The sequence below is a fragment of the Fibrobacter sp. UWCM genome, from assembly GCF_900129735.1.
In the GTDB taxonomy this organism is placed as follows: domain Bacteria; phylum Fibrobacterota; class Fibrobacteria; order Fibrobacterales; family Fibrobacteraceae; genus Fibrobacter.
Genome location: NZ_FQWR01000002.1, coordinates 214,320 through 238,642, shown reverse-complemented (window position 1 = coordinate 238,642; position 24,323 = coordinate 214,320). Strand labels below are relative to the sequence as shown.

Below are 24,323 nucleotides of genomic sequence, written 5' to 3'. Positions count from 1 at the left end.
ACGATTTTTTATGTACGTTCCAAAAATAGAATAGTATTTTTTGGGTATGGAGCCGCTACAGTACACATCGCTTGTCTCAATGTTCTTTGCAACATGTTCCCGCGACGACTTTGGCGGGTGGTACAAGCGCACCGACGGCCAGTGGCTCCACTACTCGCGCGATTTCTTGAGGGATAGCGCCATCTACCTTTCCATAGCGCTCAACAACCGCGGGCTAAAACCGCACGACAGCGTGAGCATTATCGCCCCGAGCTCTCCGGAATGGTTCATCGCGGATATCGCGACGCAAATCAACCACGCGCAGGTGGCCCCGCTATTCCCGAACATTTCTTCCGAGAATTTCACGTTCCAGTGCGACGATTCGGGCGCACAGATTCTCTTCGTGAACACCATCGCCGAACTGGACGAGCCTCTACACAAGTTCCTACCCCGGTTCAAGCTTATCATCTGCATCAATCCGGCATCGGAACTGCCCGAAAACGGCATCTACTGGAACAACCTTATCGACGAGGGCAAGGAACTCGCCGAAAGCAACCGCTACTTCAGCTGGGTCGATGACCAGATTCAGTCCATTCACCCCGACGACCTCTTCAGCATCATCTACACGAGCGGTTCCCTGGGTTCCCCGAAAGGTGTTGACCTCTCGCAGCGCAACATGCTGGCACAAATCCAGAACCTGGTGGAACTCTTCCCGCTAAATAGCGAAGAAGACGTCTGCCTCACGATTTTGCCGGTCGCCCACATTCTCGAACGCATGGCGGTCTACTTCTACATGCTGAACGGAGTGCGCATCTACTTCGGCGACACACCGAAAAACGTGGCCACGATGCTTACTGAGGTCCACCCCACCGTGATGATCGTGGTGCCGCGCATACTGGAACGCCTGTACGAAAGCATGACCATGATTGGCGACAAGGCGAAGGGAATCAAGCGTCTCGTTATCCAGAATGCGGTCAAGCTCGCAAAAATCAGCGAACCCGGGAAGGGCAGGTCCTTAATGCAGCGCATTTACGACAGGCTCGTGTACCGCAAGATGCGCGATGCCCTCGGTGGAAAGTTCAAGCTTATCGTGAGCGGAAGCTGCGCACTCAACAAGTCCATCCTCAGGTTCCTCCTGAACATCGGGCTCCCCGTGTACGAAGGCTACGGGATGACGGAATGTAGCCCGGTCGTTTCTGCGAACTGCCCGAAGGTCTCGAAGGCGGGCACCATCGGGAAACCCCTCTCGCTGCTCGAAGTAAAGATTGGAGACAACAGCGAAATCTGGGTGAAAGGCGACAGCGTGTTTGTCGGCTACCACAACGACCCCGTAACCAACAAGAGAGTCTTTACCGAGGACGGTTTCTTCAAGACAGGCGACCAGGGATTCTTCGACAGCGATGACTTCCTTAACTTCACCGGCCGCATAAAGGAACTCCTGAAAACGAGCACCGGAAAGTACGTGTGCCCGAGCCCCATCGAGCTCGAAATCAGCCGGCACCCCGTAATCGAGCAGGCGCTCGTGATTGCGAACAACCGCAAGTTCGCCTCCGCGATCGTGTGGCTCAACCCCGAAGGCGCCCGCAGGCTCCTGAAATTCCAGAAAGAGGAATTCAGCGTAGAACGCGCAATGCAGTCGGAACGCGTGCGCGAGGCCATCAACAGGCACATCACCCGCGTCAACAAGAAGCTGAACCACTGGGAACAAATCCGCAAGTGGACCCTCGTCGGTGACGAACTCACCGTAGAATCCGGGCTGCTTACACCCACGCTAAAGATACGCCGCAAGGTTGCCGAGGAAGTCTATTCCCAGCAGATTGAGGCTATGTATCTCTAGAACTTAGTTGGCAGAATGCAGGGAATTACTTCCCGACGGCCTTGAATTTGCCGGTCGGCGAAACTTCACCCGGAGGGAGAATCATCATGACCTTCTCCATGCGGGTACCGTCCATCTTGAGCACGCGGAAGGTATAGCCCTTGAGCTTGACTTCTGCACCCGGGGAGGGAATCACGCCAAGAGTCGCCTGGATTAGGCCCGAAAGAGTCTCGACATGCGAACCTTCGGGCGGGACAAGTTCCACGCCGAATTCGTCCTCGAGTTCCGAAAGCCTCATGAGCGGGTCGAGAATGTAGCGGCCATCCTTCAACTTCTGCACGTCGTCTTCTTCGTCCACGTCATCCTCGTCGCGGATTTCGCCGACGATTTCTTCCAGGATATCCTCGAGCGTCACGAGGCCCGCCGTTCCACCGTATTCGTCGATAACAATGGCCAGCTGGTTACCCGTCTTGCGCAGTTCGGTAAGCAGGTCGTCTATCTTCTTGTGGTAGGGCACGAACACCGGCGGCATTACAATCTTCATGATGTCGAACGGTTCTTCCCCATGCTCGGTGTACCACTCCAGGAAGTCGCGGTTCGAAAGGATACCCACGATGTTATCCATCGTGTCCTTGTACACGGGCAGGCGGGAATGGCGCTCGCTGTTCAGCACCTTCACCAAATCCTCGAGCGGCGTATCCACGTCGATAGCGCACATGTCCACACGCGGGGTCATGATTTCGCGTACCGGAGTTTCCACGAAGTCGAAGATGTTGAGGATCATCTGCTGTTCTTCTTTCTCGAGGCCTTCGTCTTCACCATCGGTCACGTCGGAGAGGTCCGCCTGGACCGCATCGCGCATTTCTTCGGGCAAGAAGCTCAGCTTGGAATCGTACCCGAAGAGGTCAAGCAACTTCACGAAAACCACGTGGCAGAACTTTGCCGCGGGCACAAACGGGAGCCTTACCAGCCTAAACAGAGGCACAAGAACTATAGACAACGTATCGGGCTTGAGACTCGCCAGCAAATACGGGATAAACACCGTAAGCACGTACAGCACGGCGCAGGCGATAATCAGGTACGCCGCCACCGAGATATAGGGGTACGTCTCGACCAGCGCGATGTTGGAATTGCCCAGCACGAAGAACCCGAGCACGCCCGCGCTCACGTTGCCAAAAATGCGCCCTATGGACACGCACTCGTTGAAGCCGTTCCATTTCACGATTTCTGCAATCTTTTCTTCGCGCTCGTTGCGTTCCTTGGGGTCACGCTTCGCGAAAATCAGGCTGAACGCGCACTTGGTCGCAGAGAACATTGCCGAGGTAAGGATGAACACGCAAAGGAATACGATGGCAAGTATTTCGGAATTATCCATTACTCACCTTCCTTGTACAGGTCGAGCCCGAGGAATTCGCATTCGCGCTTGCGCATTACCTTGCGGTCGGCGGCCTTGATGTGGTCGTAGCCCGAAAGATGCAGGAGCCCGTGCACGAGCACGCGCTTGAGTTCGGCATAGAACGTGTTACCGTACTCCGGAGCCTGGCGCTTCACCTGGTCGCGGGCGATGTAGATTTCGCCCAGAAAGTCCTCTTCGTGCCATTCATAAGAAAGCACGTCTGTTACCTTGTCCAGACCGCGATAGTTCTTGTTCATCTCGCGGACAAATTCGTCTGTACAGAGGACCACGTTAACATTGTTTTCCGTGCCCTCCTCGTGCAAGAGCTTACGGGCAACGGATTCGAGCCGATCCTTCCACGGGAAAGACTCGATGTTTCCTTCACAAAGGAAATCTATCTTGTATTTTTTCTTTTTACTACTAGCAGGGTCTGCCATTAAATGTTGTACCACTTCTTTAAATTCTCGATAATGGCTTCGGCCTGGGCCTTGCCACTGATATTGAACTTGCTACGGGCCTTGAACGCCCCGCCGGCCTTCTGGTAACGGCGCAGGTACACCTTCGGTTCGCCAAATTCGCCCGTTTTAGCGTTTTTTTCCTGACAAAGGAACATCATGGTCTGCCAGGCACCCTTGGTAAGGACAGCCTTGTCCAGTTCCTTGATGACCTGTTCGCCCGTTTCGGTATCGACCATTTCGACGGTGGGTTCTTCAGTTTCCATGCTCATGAGCAACCTCTTTAAAAAACACAAAAATTCTTATACCAAAGATACAATTATTGTACGCAAAAGAACATTATTAAGATATATTTGTATCAGGTTTACATCTTGCAAGTGAGGCAATATGTCTTTTTCTGGAAAAATCAAGGCTTCCATGGTTCTGCTTCTGGCAGTTTCGTCGGTCGCCTTCGCCGCCAAGGGAACTTCCGGCAAGGTTATTGACAAACTAGGCGACGCCAAACTCCAAAAATCGACCAAGATAGGCGTCTGGGACGAAATAAACGTCGGAAACAGGGTCAGGGAAAAGGACCAGATTCGCACCGGGATAGAATCCCACGTGGCTATTACGCTTTCTGACGGTAGTTCCATCGTGGTCCAGGAAAACTCACTCGTGGAATTCACCACGCTCCAGGCCGAAGACGGCATCCAGACCGCCCTCACCGACATCAAGACCGGTAAAGTCAGGTTTGACGCGCAAAAGCAGCACTCCGGCGGAAGTTTCAAGTTCAAGACCGCAACGGCGACTGCTGCCATCCGCGGTACGGACGGTACCTTCGGAAAGACAATCAAGGACAAGGCTACATACCTTTCGCTCGGGCGAGGCAACGCAATCTTGCGCCACAACACCACTGGACAGGAATGCGAGGTCAACGGAGGCCAAACGGCAATATTCCGGGGCGAAAAGGGCAGCTGCCTGGTTCTCGACATAAAGAACTCGGGTAACAAGGAATTGGTAAACGCACTCGACACCCTGCTCGACAACGAAACCATCACCGAAGAAAAGCTCAAGGAAACCCTCGGCAAGCTTGACGCCGACCTCCAGGAGCGGATAAGCAAGGCCTTCGAATCCATCTCCTGCAAGTTCGAGCCGCTCGAAGACACCATCACCGTGAACAAGGTAAGCACCAAGGCCACCTGCCCTGAGGGAGTGCAACTGTCCATATCGGGAGCGACTTTCAAAAACAATAACAATACGTACGATATCACGCTGGATTGGAAAGCGGACGCCAATGGCCCCAAGAAATTCAATGCGACCTGCACCGGCAGTCTAGAAGTCCCCTGCAAACAGCAAAAGGGAAAGAAAGGCAAGCAGCCCCTTTGCAAGAAGGAAGTTTCCTTTGAATGCGGGACGCTCACGACATTCTACAAGAATCCCGCCGACACGGTCAAGGCCGACACAGCGAAAACGGATAGCGCTGCAGTCGATTCTTCCAGCGTAAAGAAATTCTCCGTAAAGACCCCATCGCCGGTAACCGTCTGCGAACCCGGTTCCGTGACCATCGAAGGCACGTTTGACCAGACTGACCCCAAGGGAACCCTCTACGTAAAGATGGGCAAATACAAGTCCAGGAACCTCGTGCCCCTGAGCGCAAACGGCGAATTCGCACACACGATAAACATCAGCGACATGGCCGGCAACTGGAACGAAACGAAGGTAACGGTTGAATATAGCGGCGCAAGCGGAAACCACAAAGCGACAGTCCTCCTGAACGTAAACAAGACCTGCAAGCAGGTCAACATGAAGCGTCCGGCCCTCACCTTCGCAAGCACGAGTCCCATCCGCTGCGATGCCAGGTTCGCGCTTGCCGAAGCGACAGACGACATCGTCATCGTTTCCAAGGAAATCGACGGCAACGCATACGGCGAGACAACGTACAGGCAGAATTCGAACCTCGCCATCAAGCTAACCCCGGGCATTCACAAGTACACACTCAAGGCGACCGACCAGGCAGGGAACTCCACGCAAATTTCCAGGAAACTCGGATGCTTCCCACCGCACTCTGCTACGATCGAAGTGGTTGGCGGCACTTACGAGTACATCCCTTTGCCTCCTCCGCCGCCGAGGACATCCGACGAAATCCGCAAAACAATGCGCTTCAGGTTGATTGGAGTGTTGCAGCAAGACCCCGCACACATCAAGCACATCAGGGTTACGCACGAAAACAAGACACTCCTGGACCTGACCGGAGACCAGATTACCGAACTCGACTACGATGTGCCGGTAACGCTTTCCCGCGGAACAACGTCCTTTGTCAAAATTTATGTCGAAATGATGAACGGCAAAAAGTATAACTCCGGCAAGACTTACAAGGCCAACTAATGAAGTACGCATACAAGACTCTCCTTTCGACCATCGCCCTCGGTTCGGCAGTAATCTTCGCACAGGCACCGGCAGCACCCGAGGCTACCGCGCAGGCCACACCTGCTGTACAAGCAGCGGCCCCTGCAACGGCGGAACAAGCTGCAGCCCCTGCAGCCGCAGAACAGGCACCCGCAGAAGCTGCACCGGCCGCCGAGGCCGCTCCCGCGGCAAACGCACCGGCGACTAACGCGCCGGCTGCTCCCGCAGCAGAAACCGCTCCTGCAACAACCGCAGAAGCAGCCCCCGAAACCACCGCCAAGCCCGATTCCGTTGCCGCAGCCCCTGCAGCCGCAGAACAAACCGCAGCGACCGTGCCCGCCGATACGGCGCAAAAGGCTCCGGACAGCACCGTCGCCGCCGTGGCACCCGCAGATTCTGCAACAGGCGGATTCGTCGCCGACACGACAACTCCCCCGCCCACACTTCTTGAAGGTACCGAGATTGCCGGAGACATTCATGGGTTCCTGAAACTTGACAAGTCGCCCTATCTCGCGACCGACATGCTTATCGTTTCTCCCAACATGAGCCTCGTCGTTGAACCGGGCGTAATCATCTACTTCAAGCCCGGCACCGGCCTGCAGGTGAACAAGGGCCAGCTGGTCATCGCCGGTTCCGCAGTTTCCCCGGTCACGTTCCGTTCGGCCTACGACCGCCCCAAGGCAGGCGACTGGCTTGGCGTAACCATCACGGGCGACCAGCGTGCAGAAATCCGCAACGTGCAGATTAGCGACGCGGCCGTCGGCATTGCCGTCGAAAACGGCTCGATGGACATAAAGGATGCAAAAATCGAGAACACTTCGGTTCGCGGTGTCTATGCGCGCAACGCATCCATCGCGGTGAGCGACGTTGAATTCAGGAACAACCCTGTCGCATTGCAGGTTGCAAATTACGCAAACGCAATTATCGACCGAGCCACCTTCGAAAAGAACAAGGTCGCCATCATGAATTCCGAACTCGCCGAAGCGCACGTTTCTTCCTCCAAGATCGAGGATAACGAAGTCGGCTTGCTCAACATGGCGAACAGCCTCATCACGTTCAACAACACCGAAATCACGAAGAACGGGCAGGGTGTATCTTCTGCCGAAGTTCTCGCGCCCGAAATCATCGAGCGCGTCAAGGGCAATACGCTCGATCTCGACAACCAGGCCGAAGCAACAGTATCCACACTCCCGCCCGCACCCGAAATTCCGGGCATCGAGCAAAGGCCGCTCCGCGCTTCCGACAAGATTGGCGACATCGTGGCGCAAAGGCTTGAAGCCGAAACCAGGAGCGACTCCACGGTTGCCCGCTGGAGCGTTATCGGAAACGTAATGCTCGGAACCGGATACCACTTCGTGAACACGAGCAAGAACGACAGCGACGAAACAATCGAAATTGACACGGACACCATTGCACCGGGCGATAAGTTCAGCAACAATTTCCAAGTTCCGGGCCTCGCCTCACGCGCCAGTGTCTACATGTTTATGCAGTCTATTGATGGCAAAACAATTGAATTCAACACAGACCTCTCCATTGATTCGTGGAACAAGTTCTCCCCGAACCCAGTCTCCCTCACCTATACCGACGCCTACAACAGGGCGACCCTCGGTGACTTCCAGCTCATGGGCGGCGACACCTACATGGCTGGCTTGCCGATATTCGGTATCGACTACACACTTTCGCTTTTGAAGAACAATGCCGACCAGCCCCTGTTCCAGCTAGGCGGGTTCTTCGGCGAAGCACAGCGCAGCCTTGTAGAAGGCGCACGCCACCCCTACCTTTATAACGACTACATTGACGATGGCGAACTCCAGGCCCAGCGCCTCGCCTACGGAGGATTCATCAAGTGGGCTCCGGTACGCCGCTTTGACGCGAAGTTCGGGGCACTCTACGCAAACGACGAACTCAAGGACCCGCTGCTCCGCGACGGTGCCAGCGAGAAGTGGACAACGAGCGACCCGATGCAGGAATCGTTCACGCTCTACGCCGACGGTAACTGGCTATTCTTCCCTGGCGATATCGAACTTAACGGACAGATTGCAGTGGGCCGTGCCGACACCGCCGACGTAACACGCCAGCGCGCCATCAACAAGGTGTTCAGCGACGCGAGAATCACTCCGGTTTCGTACAGCACCATGCGCCAGCTGATGCAGAACCAGAACCGCATCAACTCGCTTTCCGATGCAGAACTCGCAAACATCTTCGGCGACAACACGACCCTCAGCAGGAGCGAAATGCGCGACTCCCTCCGTGCGCTTATCCGCGAAGCAAAGGAAGTGCAGAGAGACGAAGAAGACGACCGCGACGAAGACCGCGTACTCGGGCTCAACTGGGGCAGCCAGAACTTCGCCATTGGCGCATCGCTCAACTGGAACATCTACAAGACCAGCATCAATGGCCATATCAAGTACGTGGGCGAAGACTTCTACAGTGCTGGCTCCCCGAACCAGCTTTCGGACACGCGTGAATTCGGAGGCCGCATCGAGCAGGACATTCTCGGCTTCTGGGATTTGGGAATTTCGTACCAGATTAACGTCGAGAACGCAGCCAAGGGCAACAAGACGAACATCTTCGGGCTTGGCGAAGGTACCCACTGGGGCCTGTTCCCCGACGAGGACTCCAAGTGGTTCGACGAGCACGAACTTGACAACGACCGCACCAAGTACATCCAAAACGCAGGCATCGACAACTCGTTCAAGATCAACAAGAATGTGGACGTGAGCGTGGGTTACAACTTCGAATACAAGACCCAATACAGGCCGTTCCAGTTGCACTACAACTACACGCTCGAAGACGGCATTTATAAGGACGACTGGTTCAATGCCCGCAAGGGACGTGACACAACGATGATTGTCGATGTCGATGATACGTCATACGTGGATGCCGAGCGCTGGAGCGAATACGTGGCCCTGGCCAAGGAGCCGTTCCTTGCGACACGATTCCAGGAACGACTCTTCAAGCACACCTGGAATCTGGGAACATCGATCCGCGCATACAATTCCGTGTTCAAGGTCGGAGGACAGTGGACATACCGTACCGACGGTTCCAAGTTCCACAGGGATAGCCTGATCAAGGACATGGATCTCGAAAACACGACATGGGACAAGCTGGGTTACTACTTCGGCGGCTCTGACTATTTTGAACAGACCTACCCCATGTCGGTAACTACGACGCTTCCGATTCTCCAGAACAGGTTCTCGCTCACTCCGCGCTTCAAGAGCTACAACCGCGACGACATGAGCGAATTCGAAATCACCATCGAAGACGAATTCGAGATGCCGTTCAAGAACAACTTCTTTGTGCTCGGCGTGAACGCAGGCTTCCGCTACATGACTACCGACTGGGAAGAAGAAGACGAATCGTACGACGAGACCGAAACCGACATCCTCGGTGGCGTGAACCTGCGCGTGAACCACAACAAGCGCTTCTACACGGAATGGTATACCGGCACGGCGATTTACTTCCGCCCGGACAACCTGAGCAACGAATACAACGATATCTACCTGGGCGTGAACGCACATTTTGTATACTGACCGTTCGCGCTTAACTAGGGTATTAAATTACTCCGGTTAGCGCTCACTCTCGAACCGCCCCAGTTTAATAACTGGGGCTTTGTTGCTCACGGCGTGTTTTAACGAATAAAGGGAATTCTTGAAGCGGGCCGAAGGGCTCGCTTTTTTTATTTTTGACACTGATGTTCACGTACCGCTACAGAGAATTGCCTGTCGCCCTCGAAAAGAAGGGCGAAGTACGCAGTGCGCTGGCGCGTGAACTTCGCCTGAACCCAGAACAGATTTTCAACCTGGAAGTGGAGCGGTTCGCGCTGGACAGCCGCCGGAAGGGCGCACCCCACTGGAGCTACAACGTAATTTTTGAAACGGAACGCCCGCTGCGAGCTTCGGGCAATGCGGCCCGCGGGCTAATTGCGGCTTCACGGGAACGCGAAACTCTCGAAAGCGACCCGCTTACAGGCAGTGTTCCGATGGCAAGTCACGTGGATGTTATCGGGGCGGGCCCCGCAGGGCTGTGGGCAGCCCTCCACCTGCTGCGTCGCGGATTTACCGTAGACTTGTACGAGCAGGGCAAACCCGTAGAGGAGCGTTTCCGCGACATCCGCAGGTTCTTCGCCGAACGGAAATTCAACGAGCATTCCAACGTACTGTTCGGCGAAGGCGGGGCCGGCGCATTCAGCGACGGCAAGCTCAATACCCGCAGCCGCAATATCTTCTCGGAAACAGTCCTGCGCGACATGGTGGAATTCGGCGTGGATGAAAACGTCGTGACGTTCGCGAAGCCGCATATCGGTACCGACAGGCTCGTGCTGATGCTGCGCCAGATTCGCGCGGAGATTGCGCGTCTCGGCGGGAAGATACACTTCAATACCGCGCTTGAGGATGTGGAGATAAAAGATGGGCGCATTGCCGCAATCAAGATGCGCGATGTTGCAAGTGTGTCGCAGGCATTAAACGGCGTAGCGGGTTCGACGCACGCGTTAAACAGCGTAGCGGGTTCGACGCACGCGTTAAACAGCGCGCCGGCATTAAACAGCGCCGCCCGCTGGCAAAAGTGCGAGGCGCTGGTCCTTGCCACGGGGCATTCCGCCCGCGGGATCTATGAACTCCTGGCAGCCCGCGGGGTTGCGCTCGAAAGCAAGGCGTTCGCGATGGGCGTACGCGTAGAACACCCGCAGGCACTTATCAACCTGCGCCAGCTCGGGAAGGGCGTCGACACGCGCCTCACGGGAGCCGCAGAATATTTTCTCGCCACCCCGACACTAAACAAGACGAGCAGCGCCTACAGTTTCTGCATGTGCCCGGGTGGCGTGCTGGTGCCCTGCGCATCGGAACCGGGAACGCTCGCCACCAACGGCATGAGCTACAGCCGCCGCAACGGCCACACCGCAAACGGTGCGATTGTCGTACCCGTAGAGGCGAGCGAAACGACCTTCGGCGGGCTCGATTTCCAGCGCAAGACAGAGCGTGATGCATTTGACGTGGGCGGCAAAAGCTACGCAGCCCCCGCACAGACCATCAAGGCGTTCCTCGCCCACCACGCAGACCGCAACCTGCCCAAAACGACTTACCCCTGCGGGCTTGTCACCTGCAACATGTGGGACTGGCTCGACAAGAAAATCTGCAGTTCGCTCGCCGAAGGTTTCCAGAATTTTGACCGCAAGATTCCTGGATTTATCGAGCAGGGGCTGATTGTCGCCCCCGAATCGCGCACGAGTTCGCCGGTACGCATCACGCGCAACAACGACACGCTCGAAAGTGTCAACACGCAGGGGCTATTCGTGCTCGGCGAAGGCGCGGGCTATTCCGGCGGAATCGTCACGAGCGCCGCCGACGGCGTAAGACTTGCCGTTCGAGCAAAGAGAAGCAAGTAAACCGAATATTGCAATAAACGAAATTCGTGAACGGCAAACCCGCTAGCAATTTGCTGTTGCTTGAATGTGTGAACGTGTGAATAGACTCTTGAAGCACATCCTTCAAAAAAAACAGGCCTCGTGAAGGCCTTATACGAATAACACCCTCTCCGATGTTTAAATCCCTATTGATTTTCGTAGAAGTCCGAAGGGACTAACAGTCACAAGGACTTCTGCAGAACCCGCCTATTGCAAATCCCTTGCGATAAACTAGTTTCTGCCGGAGCAAATGTTGTGTTCTTTGCGTAGAGGGGCTATTTACAAAGTGAACACTCGAACGAAGTGAATGTGTGAACGTGTGAATAGACTCTTGAAGCAAACACTTTAACAAACTTTACTTGAATTTCACGGCAGTCCCGTACACGATAATTTCTGACGACCCCGCCATGACAGATGACGTCGCAAACCGCACGTTTACCACAGCGTCACCACCGATACGGGACGCTTCCTCTATCATGCGCTGCATCGCGATGTTGCGGGCGTCGTTCAGCATCTCAGTATAACCGGCAATTTCGCCACCGATAATCGTCTTGAGGCCCGCAAAGATATCGCGCACCACGTTCTTGCTGAACACGACACTGCCCTTCACCACCTGGATAGTCTCAATTTTCTTGCCCGTAATAAAATCTGTCGTTACAATCTGCATGTTCCATGCCTCCTTTTGGCACGAATATATAAAATTACTCCGGTGCAGAGTTTTTTTCAGGAGCGTCGCGCGACAAGACGTTCAATAAGCACGATAAGCAGCACATCGACCGCCACAAATATGGCAAGCCACATGGCGGTTCCACCCTGGAACCCGTAACTGTGCAGGCCAACCCCGAGCAAGTTCACGCCGAACCAGCAAAGGAACGTCACGATTACGTTGAAGCAGTTGAGCAAGGCAAATCCGTGCGTATCCACCAGGCGGCCAACACGCAAATGAAGCAGGAGCATCGCCCACAGGATTACAAAAAGCGCACCACATTCCTTCGGGTCGAACCCCCAGAAGCGACCCCATGCGAAATCGGCCCACACGCCGCCCAGGAGCGTACCAAGCATCGTGAATACCGCGCCAAAGACGAGCGTGCCATACAGGAGCGAATCGAGCGGGGTCCGTTCTGAAGATGCGCGGAACAGCGCCATGTGCGCGACAACTCCCGAAAGAAGCATGCCCGCAAATCCGAGCGCAATCGTGAACACGTGTATCGTGAGGAAAACCGAGGAATTCAATACGGCAGGAATCGGCCGGAAGGTATCGCCCGGTTCCAGCACAAATTTTGCGAAGAACAAAAGGAGAGCCGCCATGAACGTCACGGGAATCATGAGCGAGAACGTGCGGCGCTTACAGAATATAAACGCACCCGATTCGAACGCCATCAATAGCATAGCCACGAGCAACACGATTTCGTACAAACTAGAAAGCGGAACGCGGGCAGCTACATACGTGCGCAAGGCAAACAGAACCGAGAGTATTCCTGCCGTCGCGATGCAGGCCAAATTTGCGGCAACATCCAACTTCCGCGACCTGAAAATCATATTCAACGAAGCAAGCAGGCAGGCGATAAACGCCAAGATAAAGGCAATCAATGCAAAATTCGCCTTGTGGTAAAACACTTCCGCCGCAAGCCGGTTTTCATCAACCGTCACCGACTCCGAAGAAGATTCCTCGACAATGGAAAACGCAGTTCCATTTTTCACCGCTTCATATTGCAGCACATTCGCATAAAGCCGCTTCATTTCGGATGTTGCCGGATGGCTGTCATCCCGGCTCGCATAGAGTTCCAGCAAGTTCCGCGATGGCGCCAACTCCGCATAACTTACATAGCGAGAATCAGCCGGCAAACGCAAGGCTTCCAGCACATCACTGCGCAAGACCTTGAACAGAGCAAGGTTTTTCGCCTCTTCGGGATTGTTCAGAATCAGACGCACGACGTTCTCGGCAGAGAGCTTTCGCACCTCCAGCCTTTCGCAGTATGGTACATTCCCGCACTTGAATGTCACGCGCCCGCTCAAATCATCGAGGAAACCGCGGGCAAACGAATCGAACGGGCGCACTACGCCATCCACAATCACCGGGGCGTCACGCCCCACCGAGAACCGTACCAAGGCATCACTCGGGATCTCATCCGCACGTGCATTCATCAGCATCGCAAACATCACAAGTGCCAGCAACGGCACGATTTTTGCGCCCATACAAGCCGCCGACGTTTGCGCAACGCTCTTCCGCGCACTGCGCACCTGCACCACATAATGGAACACCGCTCCCAACAGGAACAGCACCATGAATGCGTACGGCACAAAGTGAAACGGGTCGTAATAAACCTTGTACATCGAGATGACCTTGTCCTTCGACATAGGCAGGTCACCCCGGAAATGCACGTAGTAGGGCCAACCCGCGAGCAAAACGGATTCATCCAGATTCGCGGGCTCTGCGCCCAGGCTATCGTCTGCCGCATAGAACTTGAGCTTTTGCGCAGTTCCGCTAGAATCAGGGAGTTCTACCGAATTCAAAAAAAGCACTTCGAACCCGTTGTACTCCCGCTTGATTTCACTCCCGACAACACCACCCGCAAGCAACACGAGCAGGGCAACATGCATGAGCCAGAGGCCCGCGTTCTTCCAGCCTCGGGGCATCCGGAAAACCATACTAGCGACAAGGTTCACGCACGCAAGAATTGCGATACTCTTGAACGCGGGCAACGGCACAATGCCCAGTGCCCATATAAAGTAACTGTCAAAGAAGCGATCTACCGCGATCGATGCCGGATAACCCGCCGCCTCCGCATTCGCCTGCGCCAGGGTTCCCCAGAACGTGAGCACTAGGAACGCGACAAGCAAAACCACAGTCACCTTCAGCGAAGCCAACTTTTTCAAAAATTCTTTCGTTCTTCGTCTTTCCACTTTCGTCTAAACAGCCTCCACCCAAACGAACTTGCTTTCGTCGAGTTTCTGTTCGCCATCAAAACGATAAGCGACAAGCCGTCCATCGCCACGGTAACCCGCCACACTGTAGTCCAGGCAACACACGTTGTCGCGTATAAGCTTCGGGAGGCCAGTAAGCCAGTAGTGTCCGAAGAACACGGACCGTTCGTTCTCGCCGTAATAGCCATGCCCAAGGACTTCCGCGGGCGCATCGCAGGCCGGCAGTTCCACTCCCGGCTGGAAGGCAAGTTCCCGCAGACTGCAGCCCTTCGGGTCAATCCACCATTTTACCCGCGCCCGCTTGCGGAGCACGCCTTCCCCATCGCGGAACGTAATCCCGTCGGGCAAGTTCATCTCGGGCCCCTTCAAGAAGTAGTTTATCGGATCAAAGAGTGAATCATCGTATTCGTTAAACTGGTCGTTCGCGCGTGCAATAAGTTCGTCAAAATTCCCGTCGGTAAAGCTGCGTATGCCCGCGGCATCCAGCGTACGTGCGGCACCCAAGTCAAAGCAGGCGTGCTGGGCCCGGAACGAATCCTCTTCGATAAAGAACGGAAGCGTCTTCAAGAAGTCGAGCATGTCCTCGAATTCCTTTTTGCGCCCCTTGTAGCTTTCAACCGTCCTCGTGTGGATTGCCACCTTGTTGAAGCTGTGCTCGCGCAGGTAGCCCCCGGGGATGCAGTGTATCACGTGAGAGCCGCCGGCGCCGTTCAGTTGCCAGAAGCAGAGCGCATTGAATTCGTGGTTCCCCATCAGGGCGACCGCCGAACCTGCGTCGCGCATGGCCCGCACCAGGTCAATCACTTCGCGCGACTGGCTCCCGCGATCGATGTAGTCGCCCAAAAACACGACAGAGCGCTCTCCACCCGGATAGCGGAATGCGCCTCCTGATTCCTCGTACCCGAGCTTTGCCAGCAACAGCCGCAACTCGGTGCAGTGCCCGTGTATATCGCCGATAAAATCAACTGAGGAATTCATGACTGAAATATAATTTCTATTTGCCCGCCCGTCGGCATTTTTTATCTTTTTCGCATGTTCCACCCAATACGCCACTTTATCACCATCACAAAGCACAGGAACGAGGTCGTGCGCCTCTGCTTCAAGGCGGGAATCGGGTTCCAGGGACTCTTCCACGACCTCTCGAAATATTCGCCTACGGAGTTCATTCCGGGAGCGCGTTACTACAGCGGCAAGGAATCCCCGAACAACGGGGAGCGCCGCGATACGGGAATGAGCCTCGCGTGGATGCACCACAAGGGCAGGAACAAGCACCACTTTGAATTCTGGTACGACTACGAACTCGCCACCAAGAAAATAGTGCCGATGGACATGCCCGACCGCTACATCAAGGAAATGTTCTGCGACCGCATCGCCGCCTCGAAGACCTACAACAAGGCAGGCTACACGCAGCGTTCCCCGCTCGAGTACCTCGAGAAAAGCACCGCCAAGGAGAAAATGACGGAAAATACCTACCGGAAACTCCTGTACCTGCTGCGCCTTCTTGCCGAAAAGGGCGAAAAGGAGACACTCCGGTTCGTGCGGCACTGCAAGGTTCTGCCTCTCGCCGAGATAGCCCCGAGCACGTCCCCGTAAAATCCTATATTTTTGATGTCGCGGATGGTCGCGACCATAACCCCGCGAAATAACAACGTCGGGCACCAGAACGGAAAGGCCAATATGGAAATCGGAAAGATTAACCGCGCGCGCGTCGATGCAGTCATGCCCCAGGGTTTCTACCTGGAACTCGAGACCGGAGGCCGCGTGCTCCTCCCCGGAAACAAGAACCAGTTCACGCTCGAAGAGGGCGAAATCATTGACGTCTTCGTCTATATGGATTCCGAGGACCGCCCCATTGCGACTCTCGACAAGCCGTTCGCGCAGGCGGGCGAATTTGCGGTACTTACCGTCAAGGACGTGAACCGCGTGGGCGCGTTCCTGGACTGGGGATTAAACAAGGACCTGTTCCTCCCCTACAAGCAGCAGCTCGGCGAGCTCGTGGAAGGCGACCGCTGCGTGGTCTACATTCTTGTGGACGAGAAGAGCGGAAGACTTGTCGCCACCGAAAAAATCAAGACGTTTATCGACTACGACACCGAGGACCTGCACGTGGGCCAGCGCGTGGAACTTGCCGCCTATGAGGTGACCCGCGAATACGTCGACTTCCTGGTCGATTACCGCTACACGGGAAGGCTCATGCTTACCCCGGGAATGCAGCGCATATACATCGGCGATACCATGCCCGGGTTTATCCAGCGCATCACAAATGATGGAAAGATTACGCTGAACCTCACGCCCGTGGGCTACAAGGGCGTAATCAACAGCGACGCCCCGAGCGCCATTCTGAACAAACTAGCAGAAGCCGGCGGCTTTTTGCCCTACGGCGACCACACCGACCCCGAGACCATACGCCAGGAATTCGGCATCTCTAAAAAGACCTTCAAGAAGATTATCGGCGGGCTCTTCCGCGAAGGGAAAATTACGATAAGCGACGACGGAATCCGCTCCATCTAGGGCCGGGCCCGCTTTTACTACTCGCTTTTTGCGTTCACTTCGTCCGGGTTCACGACGCGGATTTCGATGCGGCGGTTCTGCTTGCGGCCCGCCTCGGTGCCGTTGTCCGCCTTCGGGCGACTGGAGCCATAGCCCACCGCAGTCACGCGGTCCTTAGAAATTCCCTTGCGAATCATGTATTCCATCACGCTGTTCGCACGGTCCTCAGAAAGTTTCTGGTTCAGCTGGTCACTGCCTTCGCTACTCGTGTGACCCTCGATTTCGACTTTCGCCTTCGCATTCCTCTTGAGCCCCGCAATGGCGTTGTCGAGAGTCTTGAGCGAGTTCGGGATAAGTTCCGCGCTGCCCGCCTTGAAGTTCACGCCCGTCAGTTCCGCACGCGTATCGTCGAAAAGCACCGTAATGCCGCCCGTGCTCGCCGTCAGAGAAACATACGGCGTCGTACCGCATTCGAACGGTCCCGTAAGGCTCTCGCAGAGCACCGTGTAGGAATCTTCGCGCGGAATCATGAAGGCGGCCTCGCCGTACATGTCGGTAACTACGGTAATCTTGTTCTTGGGCTTCTTCTGGCCCTGAAACACAAGCTTTTTCCTTGCCTGCGGAACATCGTCGTAATTCGTGTAGGTGACATTCAGAACTGCGTGCGTCTTGTTGGGAGCAAGTTCACCGGCAACAGAAAGGGCCGGAGCCATAAGGCCAATTGCGGCACACGCGCAGAGAGCAGTAGTCAAGCGGAAAAAAACGGGCATACACACCTCATCCATAATCAATAATCCGCGACAAAGATAAAAAAAACGCGACAAATGGGGAAAGAGGGCATTTCCAAAACAGGTGCCAAATTCTATCTTTACGCGCGGAAACAATAAGGAGCCACGGGAACCGCGTGGCCATCATAGGAGAAACGATGAAACACCTAAAGATTGCGGCAGCACTCCTGACCATGGGGCTCGCCACCTCCGCATTCGCCATCGACGGCGAGTTCGGCCTCAAGGGCAACGTGCAGACTCAGGTTACCAAGTCCATCGCCGACGAAGACCACAACTTCAGCAGCGGCTGGATTCGCGCCAACGTGGGCGGCCAGTACAAGAGTGAAAACCTCGACGGGCTTATCATGCTGCGCATCTTCGCGCCGGAATTCGGCAACAAGATTGACGGCAAAATGTACGACAAGATTCTCGCCGATCTCTACTGGGTGAACTACAAGTGGAATCTGGGCGACAGCGACAAGCTCAACCTCAAGATTGGTCGCTGGAAGACAGACTGGTCGCAGTCCACCCACTTCGGTACCTACGTAGACAAGGACCTGACCAAGCGCGGTCTCTGGATGCGCGACTACAGCCACAACGCCCTTGAACTCGGCTGGAACCACGGGCTCAGCAACCTCACTGCCATGCTCGCCACGCAGGACGGCAACGCTAACCGCGGCTACCTGCGCGTGGAAGAAGACATGAAGTTTACCTTCCCGCTCGAAGTGAAGGTCGCCTACCGCGGAAACCTCATCGACGTCCTGCAGAACACCGCCTACGTAACTCACCGCGTGGCAGCCTACGCAAGCTACAACGTCCTCCCGATGTTCCGCGTGTACGGCGAATATGCCTGCGTGTACACACAGGACGACGACCTGAATACGGACGCAAGCAACTACATCGCCCCCGAAACCAAGTACTACCTGCCGGGCATATACTTCCAGCCGTTCTACCTGGGTGTCGATTTCGCCCCGAAGAGCGGAATCTTGAGCACGCTCATGAGCAACCTCATGGTGGAATGGGAATACATCAACAAGCGCGACAACCTGTACGCCGTAACCGAGCACACCTACGACGACTGGGCATGGACGGTTGCATGGAACAAGAAGATTGGATCTTCGAGGCTCCAGTTCAGCGTCTACAGCGAAAACGAGATGAGCGACGTGGGCCTCGCCTTCCGCCTCACCTCGACGATCAAGTAAAAATCAAACGGCTTCTGATAGCCGCGTAAACACATTTAATCCCCGTGCAAGCGGGGATTTTTTTGCAGCAAAAGCAGATGTCGCCCCCCGATAAAATGAAAGCCCTGCATTACTGCGGGGCTTCTCTGTTCAAATTTTTTTGGGGTTAGATCCAGTACTTGACAACAAACTGGAGTGTCCACATCTTGGTTTCGTCCTTGAAAGTGGAACCATTGAGATCCATGTAGTCCGTATCGTCCTTCTGCAACTTGGTCATATCCATAATGAAGCGGATACCGATATCGAAAAGCTTTCCGTCAATGTCTAGAGTAGCGCCGCCACCGACAACAAGGGAGACAAAGAACGTAGAGCAATCCCAAGAGCCCTTGTCATCGCTGTAAATCGTTTCGTCGCTGTAGCTATCAACGTAATCAATAGAGTGGTTCGCCACAAGTTTCAGCGTAAACTGAGGACCGGCTTCGAAATAAACCTGATGAACAGGCATCACACGAAGCAGAATCGGAAGTTCGATATCGAACATAAATATATCTTCGTTAACATCAACATAGGTATCGTACCACCAGCTGTAGTAGGAGTCCAGGTTGCGGACAAAGCCCCTAATTCCGAGGTTGAATTCCGGAGATACACTCAACATTTCCATAATGCGATAGTTGAATGCCATACCGAAGGACACGCTGTAGCCGAGCCATTCGTCGTACGGATTAGAGTCCGCATTAGCAAACTCACGCCATTGCTCATTGTCAAACTGGTCAGGGACATTCCAGAAGGAACCCAAACCCAAACCAATGTGTGCGGCCATGTTGAACGGCCTGTCGAAGAATGCCGGCTTCGTGCCTTCGTCGCGGCTTACCTTCTTGCCTTCGTCCATGTTCTTGTATTCAACATCAGATGCAGGCTTTTCTTCGGTAGTGGCCTTGTCGCCACTGTCCATATCGGTGTAGCCGTCATCGCTGCTGGTGGAGGCTTCGGTACCGTAATCGTCACCGTAGTCGTAGTCGTCCTGTGCAAAAGCCATCGTGCTGACAAGGCTTGCCGCAGCGAGAGCGAGGAACATCTTTTTCATCGGATTTTCTCCTTATATAGGTGTTATTTATCAAAAATTAGAAATAATCTACCCCGAACCGCACTACTTGGTCAGTTCCTTGGTAACTTTAGTTATCTCGGCCACGGCCTTGCGCGCAAAATCGACCGTCATCTGGTCGTTCATCTCGCTGCAAGAGCGGAGCGTGATTTCGGTGTGCTTGCAGATGGGTTTGTACGCACGCGGGTCGCCGGAACAGCCCGCCACTATACCCGACGACATCACGCCTACGCGCACGTCGGTTTTCTTCTTGACTTCGCCCGTCTTGAAGTCGAGAATCTGGATAAAGCCAGAGGTCGAGGCCTTCTTCGTGAGCGAGTCGGTAATGATTGTGGCATACACGTTGGCATAGTCGTTCACGTCGTAACAACGGCGCTTACCGTTTTTGAGCCTTTCACATTCCTGGTGGCTGCCGACCTTCACTCGGGCGGCATTTTCCTTCTCTTCACGGTCGCGTTCCACCGCACTTTCGTCGTCGGAACACACGTGCTTCTCGATGGAACCCGCGATGAGGAATTCCGCGGTACGGAGATTGCCCATCATTTCATCGCCCTCGCCTTCCTTGAAATCGCCCGAAGATGCAAGCGTCTGCTCCTCGAGAATGCGGTCCAGGTCGGCGCGCGTCAGGAACTGCAGGAACTCGGAGGCTTCCTTGTTCTTCTGGAGTTCGGCAATCAGGGCGGCATCCATGCGGCCACTGTAGTCGTTGTTGAACGGGTCAACCGCTACGCGCACCGTGCCGCGCTTCTTGCATTCCGCATAGAGCTGCTTGGAATCTTCGTAGTCGGCATGGTAGGTGAATGCCTTGCGGAAGTGGACTGCGGCTTCTTGCTGGGCAGCCTTGCCTCGCCCGTTCATCTTTTCGAGACCTGCGGCATAGTGCGATGCGGCAGCACTGTCGCGGGCGACCTTGATATCTTCGGGATTGACTTCCACACTCAGTTTGAGCTTGTCGTTACGGCGGGCAATAAGCTTCAGCTGCTTCGCGTAATCGGCCTTCTGCTCTTCCATAAACACGATTTTGTCCCAGCGCTTGGGGTTCGGGTCGTCGCGCTTCTTGAACATCGCAATCGTATCGTTCTTTGCGGCAATCACGTCGTCGAACGTCTTGTTCAAAAACTCGATGGCGGGCTTGTAGTCGGGCTTGATTTTCAGGGCCTCGAGAGCCTCGGCAATAGCCTTGTCATCCTTACCGTCATTGTACGCCTTCTGCGCGCGGTTAAAGGCATCCACGTGCGGGCCAGAAGAGGCGCACGACATAAACACAAACGCAGCGGAAGCGATTGCGGAAAGCCAAATCTTCTTCATTATTTAAAAACTCCTTTGCAAGTCAGGCTCGCTCGCCTACTTCAAGAATTCAAAAACAACCTTACCGTCGATATCATGCGGACCGTCGAAGGACTTCTCGTCGAAGCCGGGCTTGTCGCCAATCGCCTCGAGAATCGCCGTGCCGAGATCGCCCTTAGACCCCTTGAACGTCACGGAGTAGGTCACCACATCCTTTGCGGGCTGGGTCTGCGAATTGATGGTAACGACGCCCTTGAGCGCCTTCTCGAACGGAATCTTCTGGCTGCGGGCGGACTTCATCTTGCGAAGTTCCACCACAAACTGCGAGCCGTTGTCGGCCGCATTGATCCAGGCTTCCATCACCTGTTCCGAAAGCGTGCGGGCAGCAATGACGGCAGCCTTGTTAATGCCGCCATTGCGGGCAACTTCCTTGCTTGTGGCAACGGTATGCACGCCGTTCGAGAACGCGGCAATCACCTCGCCCGAATTCACATCGATAACCTCGACCCCAATCTGGAGCGAGGCCTTAATCTTGTTGCCCTTTACCTTCATGTAGCTGGTCACCGCGACTTCACCGCGGGCAACGAAGTTTACGCCTTCCTTCTCGGCATACTTCTTGACGGCAGCGCGGTCAGAAGGGTTCACGCCGGTCTTTGCAAGCGAGGGCGCCAGGGCAATGTTGCGGGCCATGTCGGAAGACTTCACGTTGAACTGCTGTTTCACGAACTGCTGCTGGAACTTGTCGACAATCTGGGCGTCGGGAATCTTTGTCCAGATATCCTCGCTGTAGGTTGCCTCGGTCGTTACTGCAGTCGTCTTCGCACGTGCCTTGGTGGACTTGCCCGATTCGTCTTCGGCAGAACTTTCCGAAACGGTTTCCTCGCTTTCGGAGTGGGTCACCTCGGTAGTGACTTCCGCGCCCTTCTTTTCCCAGGTGGTGAGCACGAAGGCGATGGAGGGGCGGGCCTTCTGCACGGCACCGTAACCGTTGCCAGTCAGGTCGTAGGCAAACCCGAAGGAAGCCAAAGCAAAAATGGCGAAAAACGCCAGGGCAAAGATGGATATCTTTTTCACAGATAAACCTCGCAATAAAAAAATCTACTAGACTTAATTTAACTTTTAGAGGGGGGCAAGTCAATAGGGAAATGCGACACAAGTGTCTTTGAGCACACCTTACGGTGCTAAAAAATTATATCCCCGCCACAGGGCGGGGATAAAAAAGAACTTGAGAAGATCCCCGCCTTCGCGGGGATGACATCTGCTAGCGGTTAATGACGCGCACCTTCTTGAAGCCCTGGATATCCTTCACCATATAGATGCCGGACTTCTGGAACTTGGCGGCGATAGCCTCGTTAACGCTCGTGCCAACGGAGATTTCCACCTTGCCGAGGGACTTGCCCTGCATGTCGAACACCTGCACGGTACGGGCGATGTTGTTCATGCTGACCGGTCGGGCAATCACAGTCGTGCCTTCACCACCTTCGGAACCCGGTTCAGCAGTGGTGAACACCAGCTTGACGTCACTAATCTTGACTGTACCTGTAGCTTGTCCCAAATTGATGGCAAACTGAGCGGCATCATCAGAATCTTCTTCCATAGCAAAGATAAATGTGTATTCCTGTTCCGTAGTGGTGATGTCAAATTCCTTAGTGGCGTATGCACCCCAGGGGTCTACGGATTGTTGGAAATTAACTTCAATCTTGCGATCTACATCAGCGCTAGCCTTAAAGGACAACTTGTACTTCATGCCCTTATCAAGAGCCAGATTGTACTGAACAAGCTGCGGCTGGTAACTTTCTGTACCAATAGTGGTAACGTCAACCGTAGCCGTGCCACCAGAAACAGATGTCTTTGCAGCAGAGTTACCCCAGTTTGTACCCTGACCCAGGAACCAAGATGCATCGTTGTTTGTAGAAATCACGCTGCCGCTCGGGAAATCACCATCCTTAAGAAGGTTCACTGTGGTTTCGCCGACCAATTCAAACTTGGCGACCACATCCTTTTCCTTGTCCATGGTTACAGAAATGGTTTCGGTAGTGCCGGTAACAGCACCTTCCCAACCCACAAACTTCCAGCCTTCGTTGGCTTTGGCGGTGAGCTGTACAGTTGTCTTGGGAGCATAATAGTTAGCGCTGGGGCTCTTTGTCACCGTACCTGCAGCAGCCGGAGATGCAGTTACATTGAGGGCAAGTTCATCGGCACTGCCACCAATTTTCAGCAGGTTCTTCTTAACTTTAGCATAACCCTTTGCAGAGCCCGTATTTCCGGTGTAGGATTCAATTTTCATGGAAGCAACTTCATACAGTCTACCCATCTTCATACCCGCTTTAGCCCATTCGCTAAAGTGCTTGGAAATAGAAATGGTTCCCTTGGTGCGATGCTGGCTCGGATTCGACGGGATGGACCAATACTGCTTAAAGGTGCTGGTGCCCGAAAGAGAAGGTTGCTGAATACGGTCGGTCGTATAGAAATCGTAGCTAATACCATCGATAGTTGCAGAACCAAACTTTTTACCGCCCGAGGTAGGATTGTAGCTTCCGCGATCCTGGACAATGTAGTATTCAATTTCATTGCTGAAACCACTGGGAATGTCCTGCTGGTCGTAATAGCCCCAACCATAGACACTGACATATTTCACGTTGTCGGAGGAGCTCCATTCCACTTCAAATTCGGCGGTAATATTACCCACATTCTGTACGGTAACATTGGAGTTAGACCCCCAACGCTTTCCGGAACGGGCCAACATATTGATAGTACCACTCCACTCAACTTCGAAAGCACCACCATTTTCGGTGCTTGGGTGAAGCGTCATAGTTGCGTTACCGGCACCATTCTGGCTCCAGAGTTCGTAATCATAGCCAGAGCCGCTACCAAACTTTTGGGACGTGCCATTAGAGCAGTTAAGGGTAGTCTGCCCCCAGGAAATGGATGACGAAATTGCTGCTATGGCAATCCCCATCTTGATAATTTTATTAAAGCTCCTATTCATTTTCTAACTCCTGAATGTTTAGGTTTCTGCCCTAAAGATATATCTGTACACTCCAAATTGGAATACAATCAATAAAAAGGCGTTGTTGCAAAAAACAACGCGCAACGAGCAAAAAATTGCCGTTTTTAGCGGAAATTCCCCACTTTC

General features: G+C 54.3%; 18 protein-coding genes. 7 read left to right on the top strand and 11 right to left on the bottom strand.

The genetic code is table 11. The features are described from left to right. Window positions 1-46 precede the first annotated feature (46 nt). A complete protein-coding gene (locus tag BUB22_RS02400) occupies window positions 47-1,816 on the top strand; it encodes an AMP-dependent synthetase/ligase (protein ID WP_254794600.1) in 1,770 nt (589 codons plus the stop codon). Window positions 1,817-1,841: 25 nt separating this feature from the next. Here the strand turns inward: BUB22_RS02400 and BUB22_RS02395 are convergent, their stop codons facing one another. From BUB22_RS02395 to BUB22_RS02385, 3 genes are read right to left on the bottom strand one after another with little or no spacing between them, the layout of a single operon-like run. Then, window positions 1,842-3,170 (bottom strand): hemolysin family protein, encoded by a 1,329-nt coding sequence (locus tag BUB22_RS02395; RefSeq protein ID WP_073113765.1) that lies wholly within the window; start codon window positions 3,168-3,170, stop codon window positions 1,842-1,844. Further along, window positions 3,170-3,628, bottom strand: a complete 459-nt coding sequence (gene ybeY / locus BUB22_RS02390) for an rRNA maturation RNase YbeY (RefSeq protein WP_083535343.1) — start codon at window positions 3,626-3,628, stop codon at window positions 3,170-3,172. Before ybeY ends, BUB22_RS02395 begins: the two co-directional genes overlap by 1 nt. Then, complete coding sequence (locus tag BUB22_RS02385) at window positions 3,628-3,918, bottom strand: hypothetical protein (RefSeq protein ID WP_073113764.1); 291 nt, start codon at window positions 3,916-3,918, stop codon at window positions 3,628-3,630. Before BUB22_RS02385 ends, ybeY begins: the two co-directional genes overlap by 1 nt. 115 nt (window positions 3,919-4,033) lie before the next feature. Between BUB22_RS02385 and BUB22_RS02380 the strand changes: the two genes are divergently transcribed. The 3 genes from BUB22_RS02380 (at window position 4,034) to BUB22_RS02370 (ending at window position 11,417) form a co-directional block, all read left to right on the top strand. Then, a complete protein-coding gene (locus BUB22_RS02380) occupies window positions 4,034-6,010 on the top strand; it encodes a FecR family protein (protein WP_083535342.1) in 1,977 nt (658 codons plus the stop codon). After that, window positions 6,010-9,564, top strand: coding sequence for a right-handed parallel beta-helix repeat-containing protein (locus BUB22_RS02375; RefSeq protein WP_073113762.1), 3,555 nt, complete (start codon window positions 6,010-6,012; stop codon window positions 9,562-9,564). Before BUB22_RS02380 ends, BUB22_RS02375 begins: the two co-directional genes overlap by 1 nt. A 161-nt stretch (window positions 9,565-9,725) precedes the next feature. Beyond that, on the top strand, window positions 9,726-11,417 hold the full coding sequence (locus tag BUB22_RS02370; RefSeq protein WP_073113761.1) for an NAD(P)/FAD-dependent oxidoreductase: 1,692 nt from the start codon (window positions 9,726-9,728) through the stop codon (window positions 11,415-11,417). 373 nt (window positions 11,418-11,790) lie between these two features. Here BUB22_RS02370 and BUB22_RS02365 read toward each other — a convergent pair whose 3' ends face one another. From BUB22_RS02365 to BUB22_RS02355, 3 genes are read right to left on the bottom strand one after another with little or no spacing between them, the layout of a single operon-like run. Then, a complete protein-coding gene (locus BUB22_RS02365) occupies window positions 11,791-12,102 on the bottom strand; it encodes a YbjQ family protein (RefSeq protein WP_073113760.1) in 312 nt (103 codons plus the stop codon). Window positions 12,103-12,158: 56 nt separating this feature from the next. After that, complete coding sequence (locus tag BUB22_RS02360; protein WP_073113759.1) at window positions 12,159-14,312, bottom strand: cytochrome c biogenesis protein; 2,154 nt, start codon at window positions 14,310-14,312, stop codon at window positions 12,159-12,161. A gap of 33 nt (window positions 14,313-14,345) precedes the next feature. Further along, window positions 14,346-15,338, bottom strand: coding sequence for a metallophosphoesterase (locus tag BUB22_RS02355; RefSeq protein WP_073113758.1), 993 nt, complete (start codon window positions 15,336-15,338; stop codon window positions 14,346-14,348). A gap of 54 nt (window positions 15,339-15,392) precedes the next feature. Between BUB22_RS02355 and BUB22_RS02350 the strand changes: the two genes are divergently transcribed. After that, window positions 15,393-15,953: a DUF5662 family protein gene (locus BUB22_RS02350; RefSeq protein WP_073113757.1), complete on the top strand. Its 561-nt coding sequence runs from the start codon at window positions 15,393-15,395 to the stop codon at window positions 15,951-15,953. A 15-nt stretch (window positions 15,954-15,968) separates the two neighbouring features. Further along, window positions 15,969-16,871, top strand: a complete 903-nt coding sequence (locus BUB22_RS02345) for a CvfB family protein (RefSeq protein WP_254794598.1) — start codon at window positions 15,969-15,971, stop codon at window positions 16,869-16,871. Window positions 16,872-16,888: 17 nt separating this feature from the next. On the opposite strand, the gene BUB22_RS02340 is transcribed toward BUB22_RS02345, so the two are convergent. Then, entirely contained in the window at window positions 16,889-17,620 is a 732-nt protein-coding gene (locus tag BUB22_RS02340) for an OmpA family protein (protein ID WP_073113756.1), read from the bottom strand. A gap of 155 nt (window positions 17,621-17,775) precedes the next feature. Here BUB22_RS02340 and BUB22_RS02335 point away from each other — a divergent pair, with 155 nt between their 5' ends. Beyond that, window positions 17,776-18,819: a hypothetical protein gene (locus BUB22_RS02335; RefSeq protein ID WP_073113755.1), complete on the top strand. Its 1,044-nt coding sequence runs from the start codon at window positions 17,776-17,778 to the stop codon at window positions 18,817-18,819. A 145-nt stretch (window positions 18,820-18,964) separates the two neighbouring features. Here the strand turns inward: BUB22_RS02335 and BUB22_RS02330 are convergent, their stop codons facing one another. The 4 genes from BUB22_RS02330 to BUB22_RS02315 form a co-directional block, all read right to left on the bottom strand. After that, window positions 18,965-19,882, bottom strand: coding sequence for a porin family protein (locus tag BUB22_RS02330; RefSeq protein ID WP_073113754.1), 918 nt, complete (start codon window positions 19,880-19,882; stop codon window positions 18,965-18,967). A 63-nt stretch (window positions 19,883-19,945) separates the two neighbouring features. Further along, window positions 19,946-21,208 (bottom strand): CsgG/HfaB family protein, encoded by a 1,263-nt coding sequence (locus BUB22_RS02325; protein WP_073113753.1) that lies wholly within the window; start codon window positions 21,206-21,208, stop codon window positions 19,946-19,948. A 36-nt stretch (window positions 21,209-21,244) separates the two neighbouring features. Beyond that, the gene (locus BUB22_RS02320; RefSeq protein WP_073113752.1) at window positions 21,245-22,261 is read right to left on the bottom strand and encodes a hypothetical protein; all 1,017 of its coding nucleotides are present in this window, start codon (window positions 22,259-22,261) and stop codon (window positions 21,245-21,247) included. 187 nt (window positions 22,262-22,448) lie between these two features. Further along, window positions 22,449-24,146 (bottom strand): glycoside hydrolase family 11 protein, encoded by a 1,698-nt coding sequence (locus BUB22_RS02315; RefSeq protein WP_256374620.1) that lies wholly within the window; start codon window positions 24,144-24,146, stop codon window positions 22,449-22,451. Window positions 24,147-24,323: the final 177 nt, after the last annotated feature.

Bases quoted from the DNA above. Each gene is read 5' to 3' on its own strand.
- BUB22_RS02395 (WP_073113765.1), bottom strand. From the start codon at position 3,170: ATGGATAATTCCGAAATACTTGCCATCGTATTCCTTTGCGTGTTCATC.
- BUB22_RS02385 (WP_073113764.1), bottom strand. From the start codon at position 3,918: ATGAGCATGGAAACTGAAGAACCCACCGTCGAAATGGTCGATACCGAA.
- BUB22_RS02380 (WP_083535342.1), top strand. From the start codon at position 4,034: ATGTCTTTTTCTGGAAAAATCAAGGCTTCCATGGTTCTGCTTCTGGCA.
- BUB22_RS02345 (WP_254794598.1), top strand. From the start codon at position 15,969: ATGTCGCGGATGGTCGCGACCATAACCCCGCGAAATAACAACGTCGGG.
- BUB22_RS02325 (WP_073113753.1), bottom strand. From the start codon at position 21,208: ATGAAGAAGATTTGGCTTTCCGCAATCGCTTCCGCTGCGTTTGTGTTT.
- BUB22_RS02370 (WP_073113761.1), top strand. From the start codon at position 9,726: ATGTTCACGTACCGCTACAGAGAATTGCCTGTCGCCCTCGAAAAGAAG.
- BUB22_RS02375 (WP_073113762.1), top strand. From the start codon at position 6,010: ATGAAGTACGCATACAAGACTCTCCTTTCGACCATCGCCCTCGGTTCG.
- BUB22_RS02365 (WP_073113760.1), bottom strand. From the start codon at position 12,102: ATGCAGATTGTAACGACAGATTTTATTACGGGCAAGAAAATTGAGACT.
- BUB22_RS02340 (WP_073113756.1), bottom strand. From the start codon at position 17,620: ATGCCCGTTTTTTTCCGCTTGACTACTGCTCTCTGCGCGTGTGCCGCA.
- BUB22_RS02335 (WP_073113755.1), top strand. From the start codon at position 17,776: ATGAAACACCTAAAGATTGCGGCAGCACTCCTGACCATGGGGCTCGCC.
- BUB22_RS02355 (WP_073113758.1), bottom strand. From the start codon at position 15,338: ATGAATTCCTCAGTTGATTTTATCGGCGATATACACGGGCACTGCACC.
- BUB22_RS02400 (WP_254794600.1), top strand. From the start codon at position 47: ATGGAGCCGCTACAGTACACATCGCTTGTCTCAATGTTCTTTGCAACA.
- ybeY (WP_083535343.1), bottom strand. From the start codon at position 3,628: ATGGCAGACCCTGCTAGTAGTAAAAAGAAAAAATACAAGATAGATTTC.
- BUB22_RS02350 (WP_073113757.1), top strand. From the start codon at position 15,393: ATGTTCCACCCAATACGCCACTTTATCACCATCACAAAGCACAGGAAC.
- BUB22_RS02330 (WP_073113754.1), bottom strand. From the start codon at position 19,882: ATGAAAAAGATGTTCCTCGCTCTCGCTGCGGCAAGCCTTGTCAGCACG.
- BUB22_RS02315 (WP_256374620.1), bottom strand. From the start codon at position 24,146: ATGGGGATTGCCATAGCAGCAATTTCGTCATCCATTTCCTGGGGGCAG.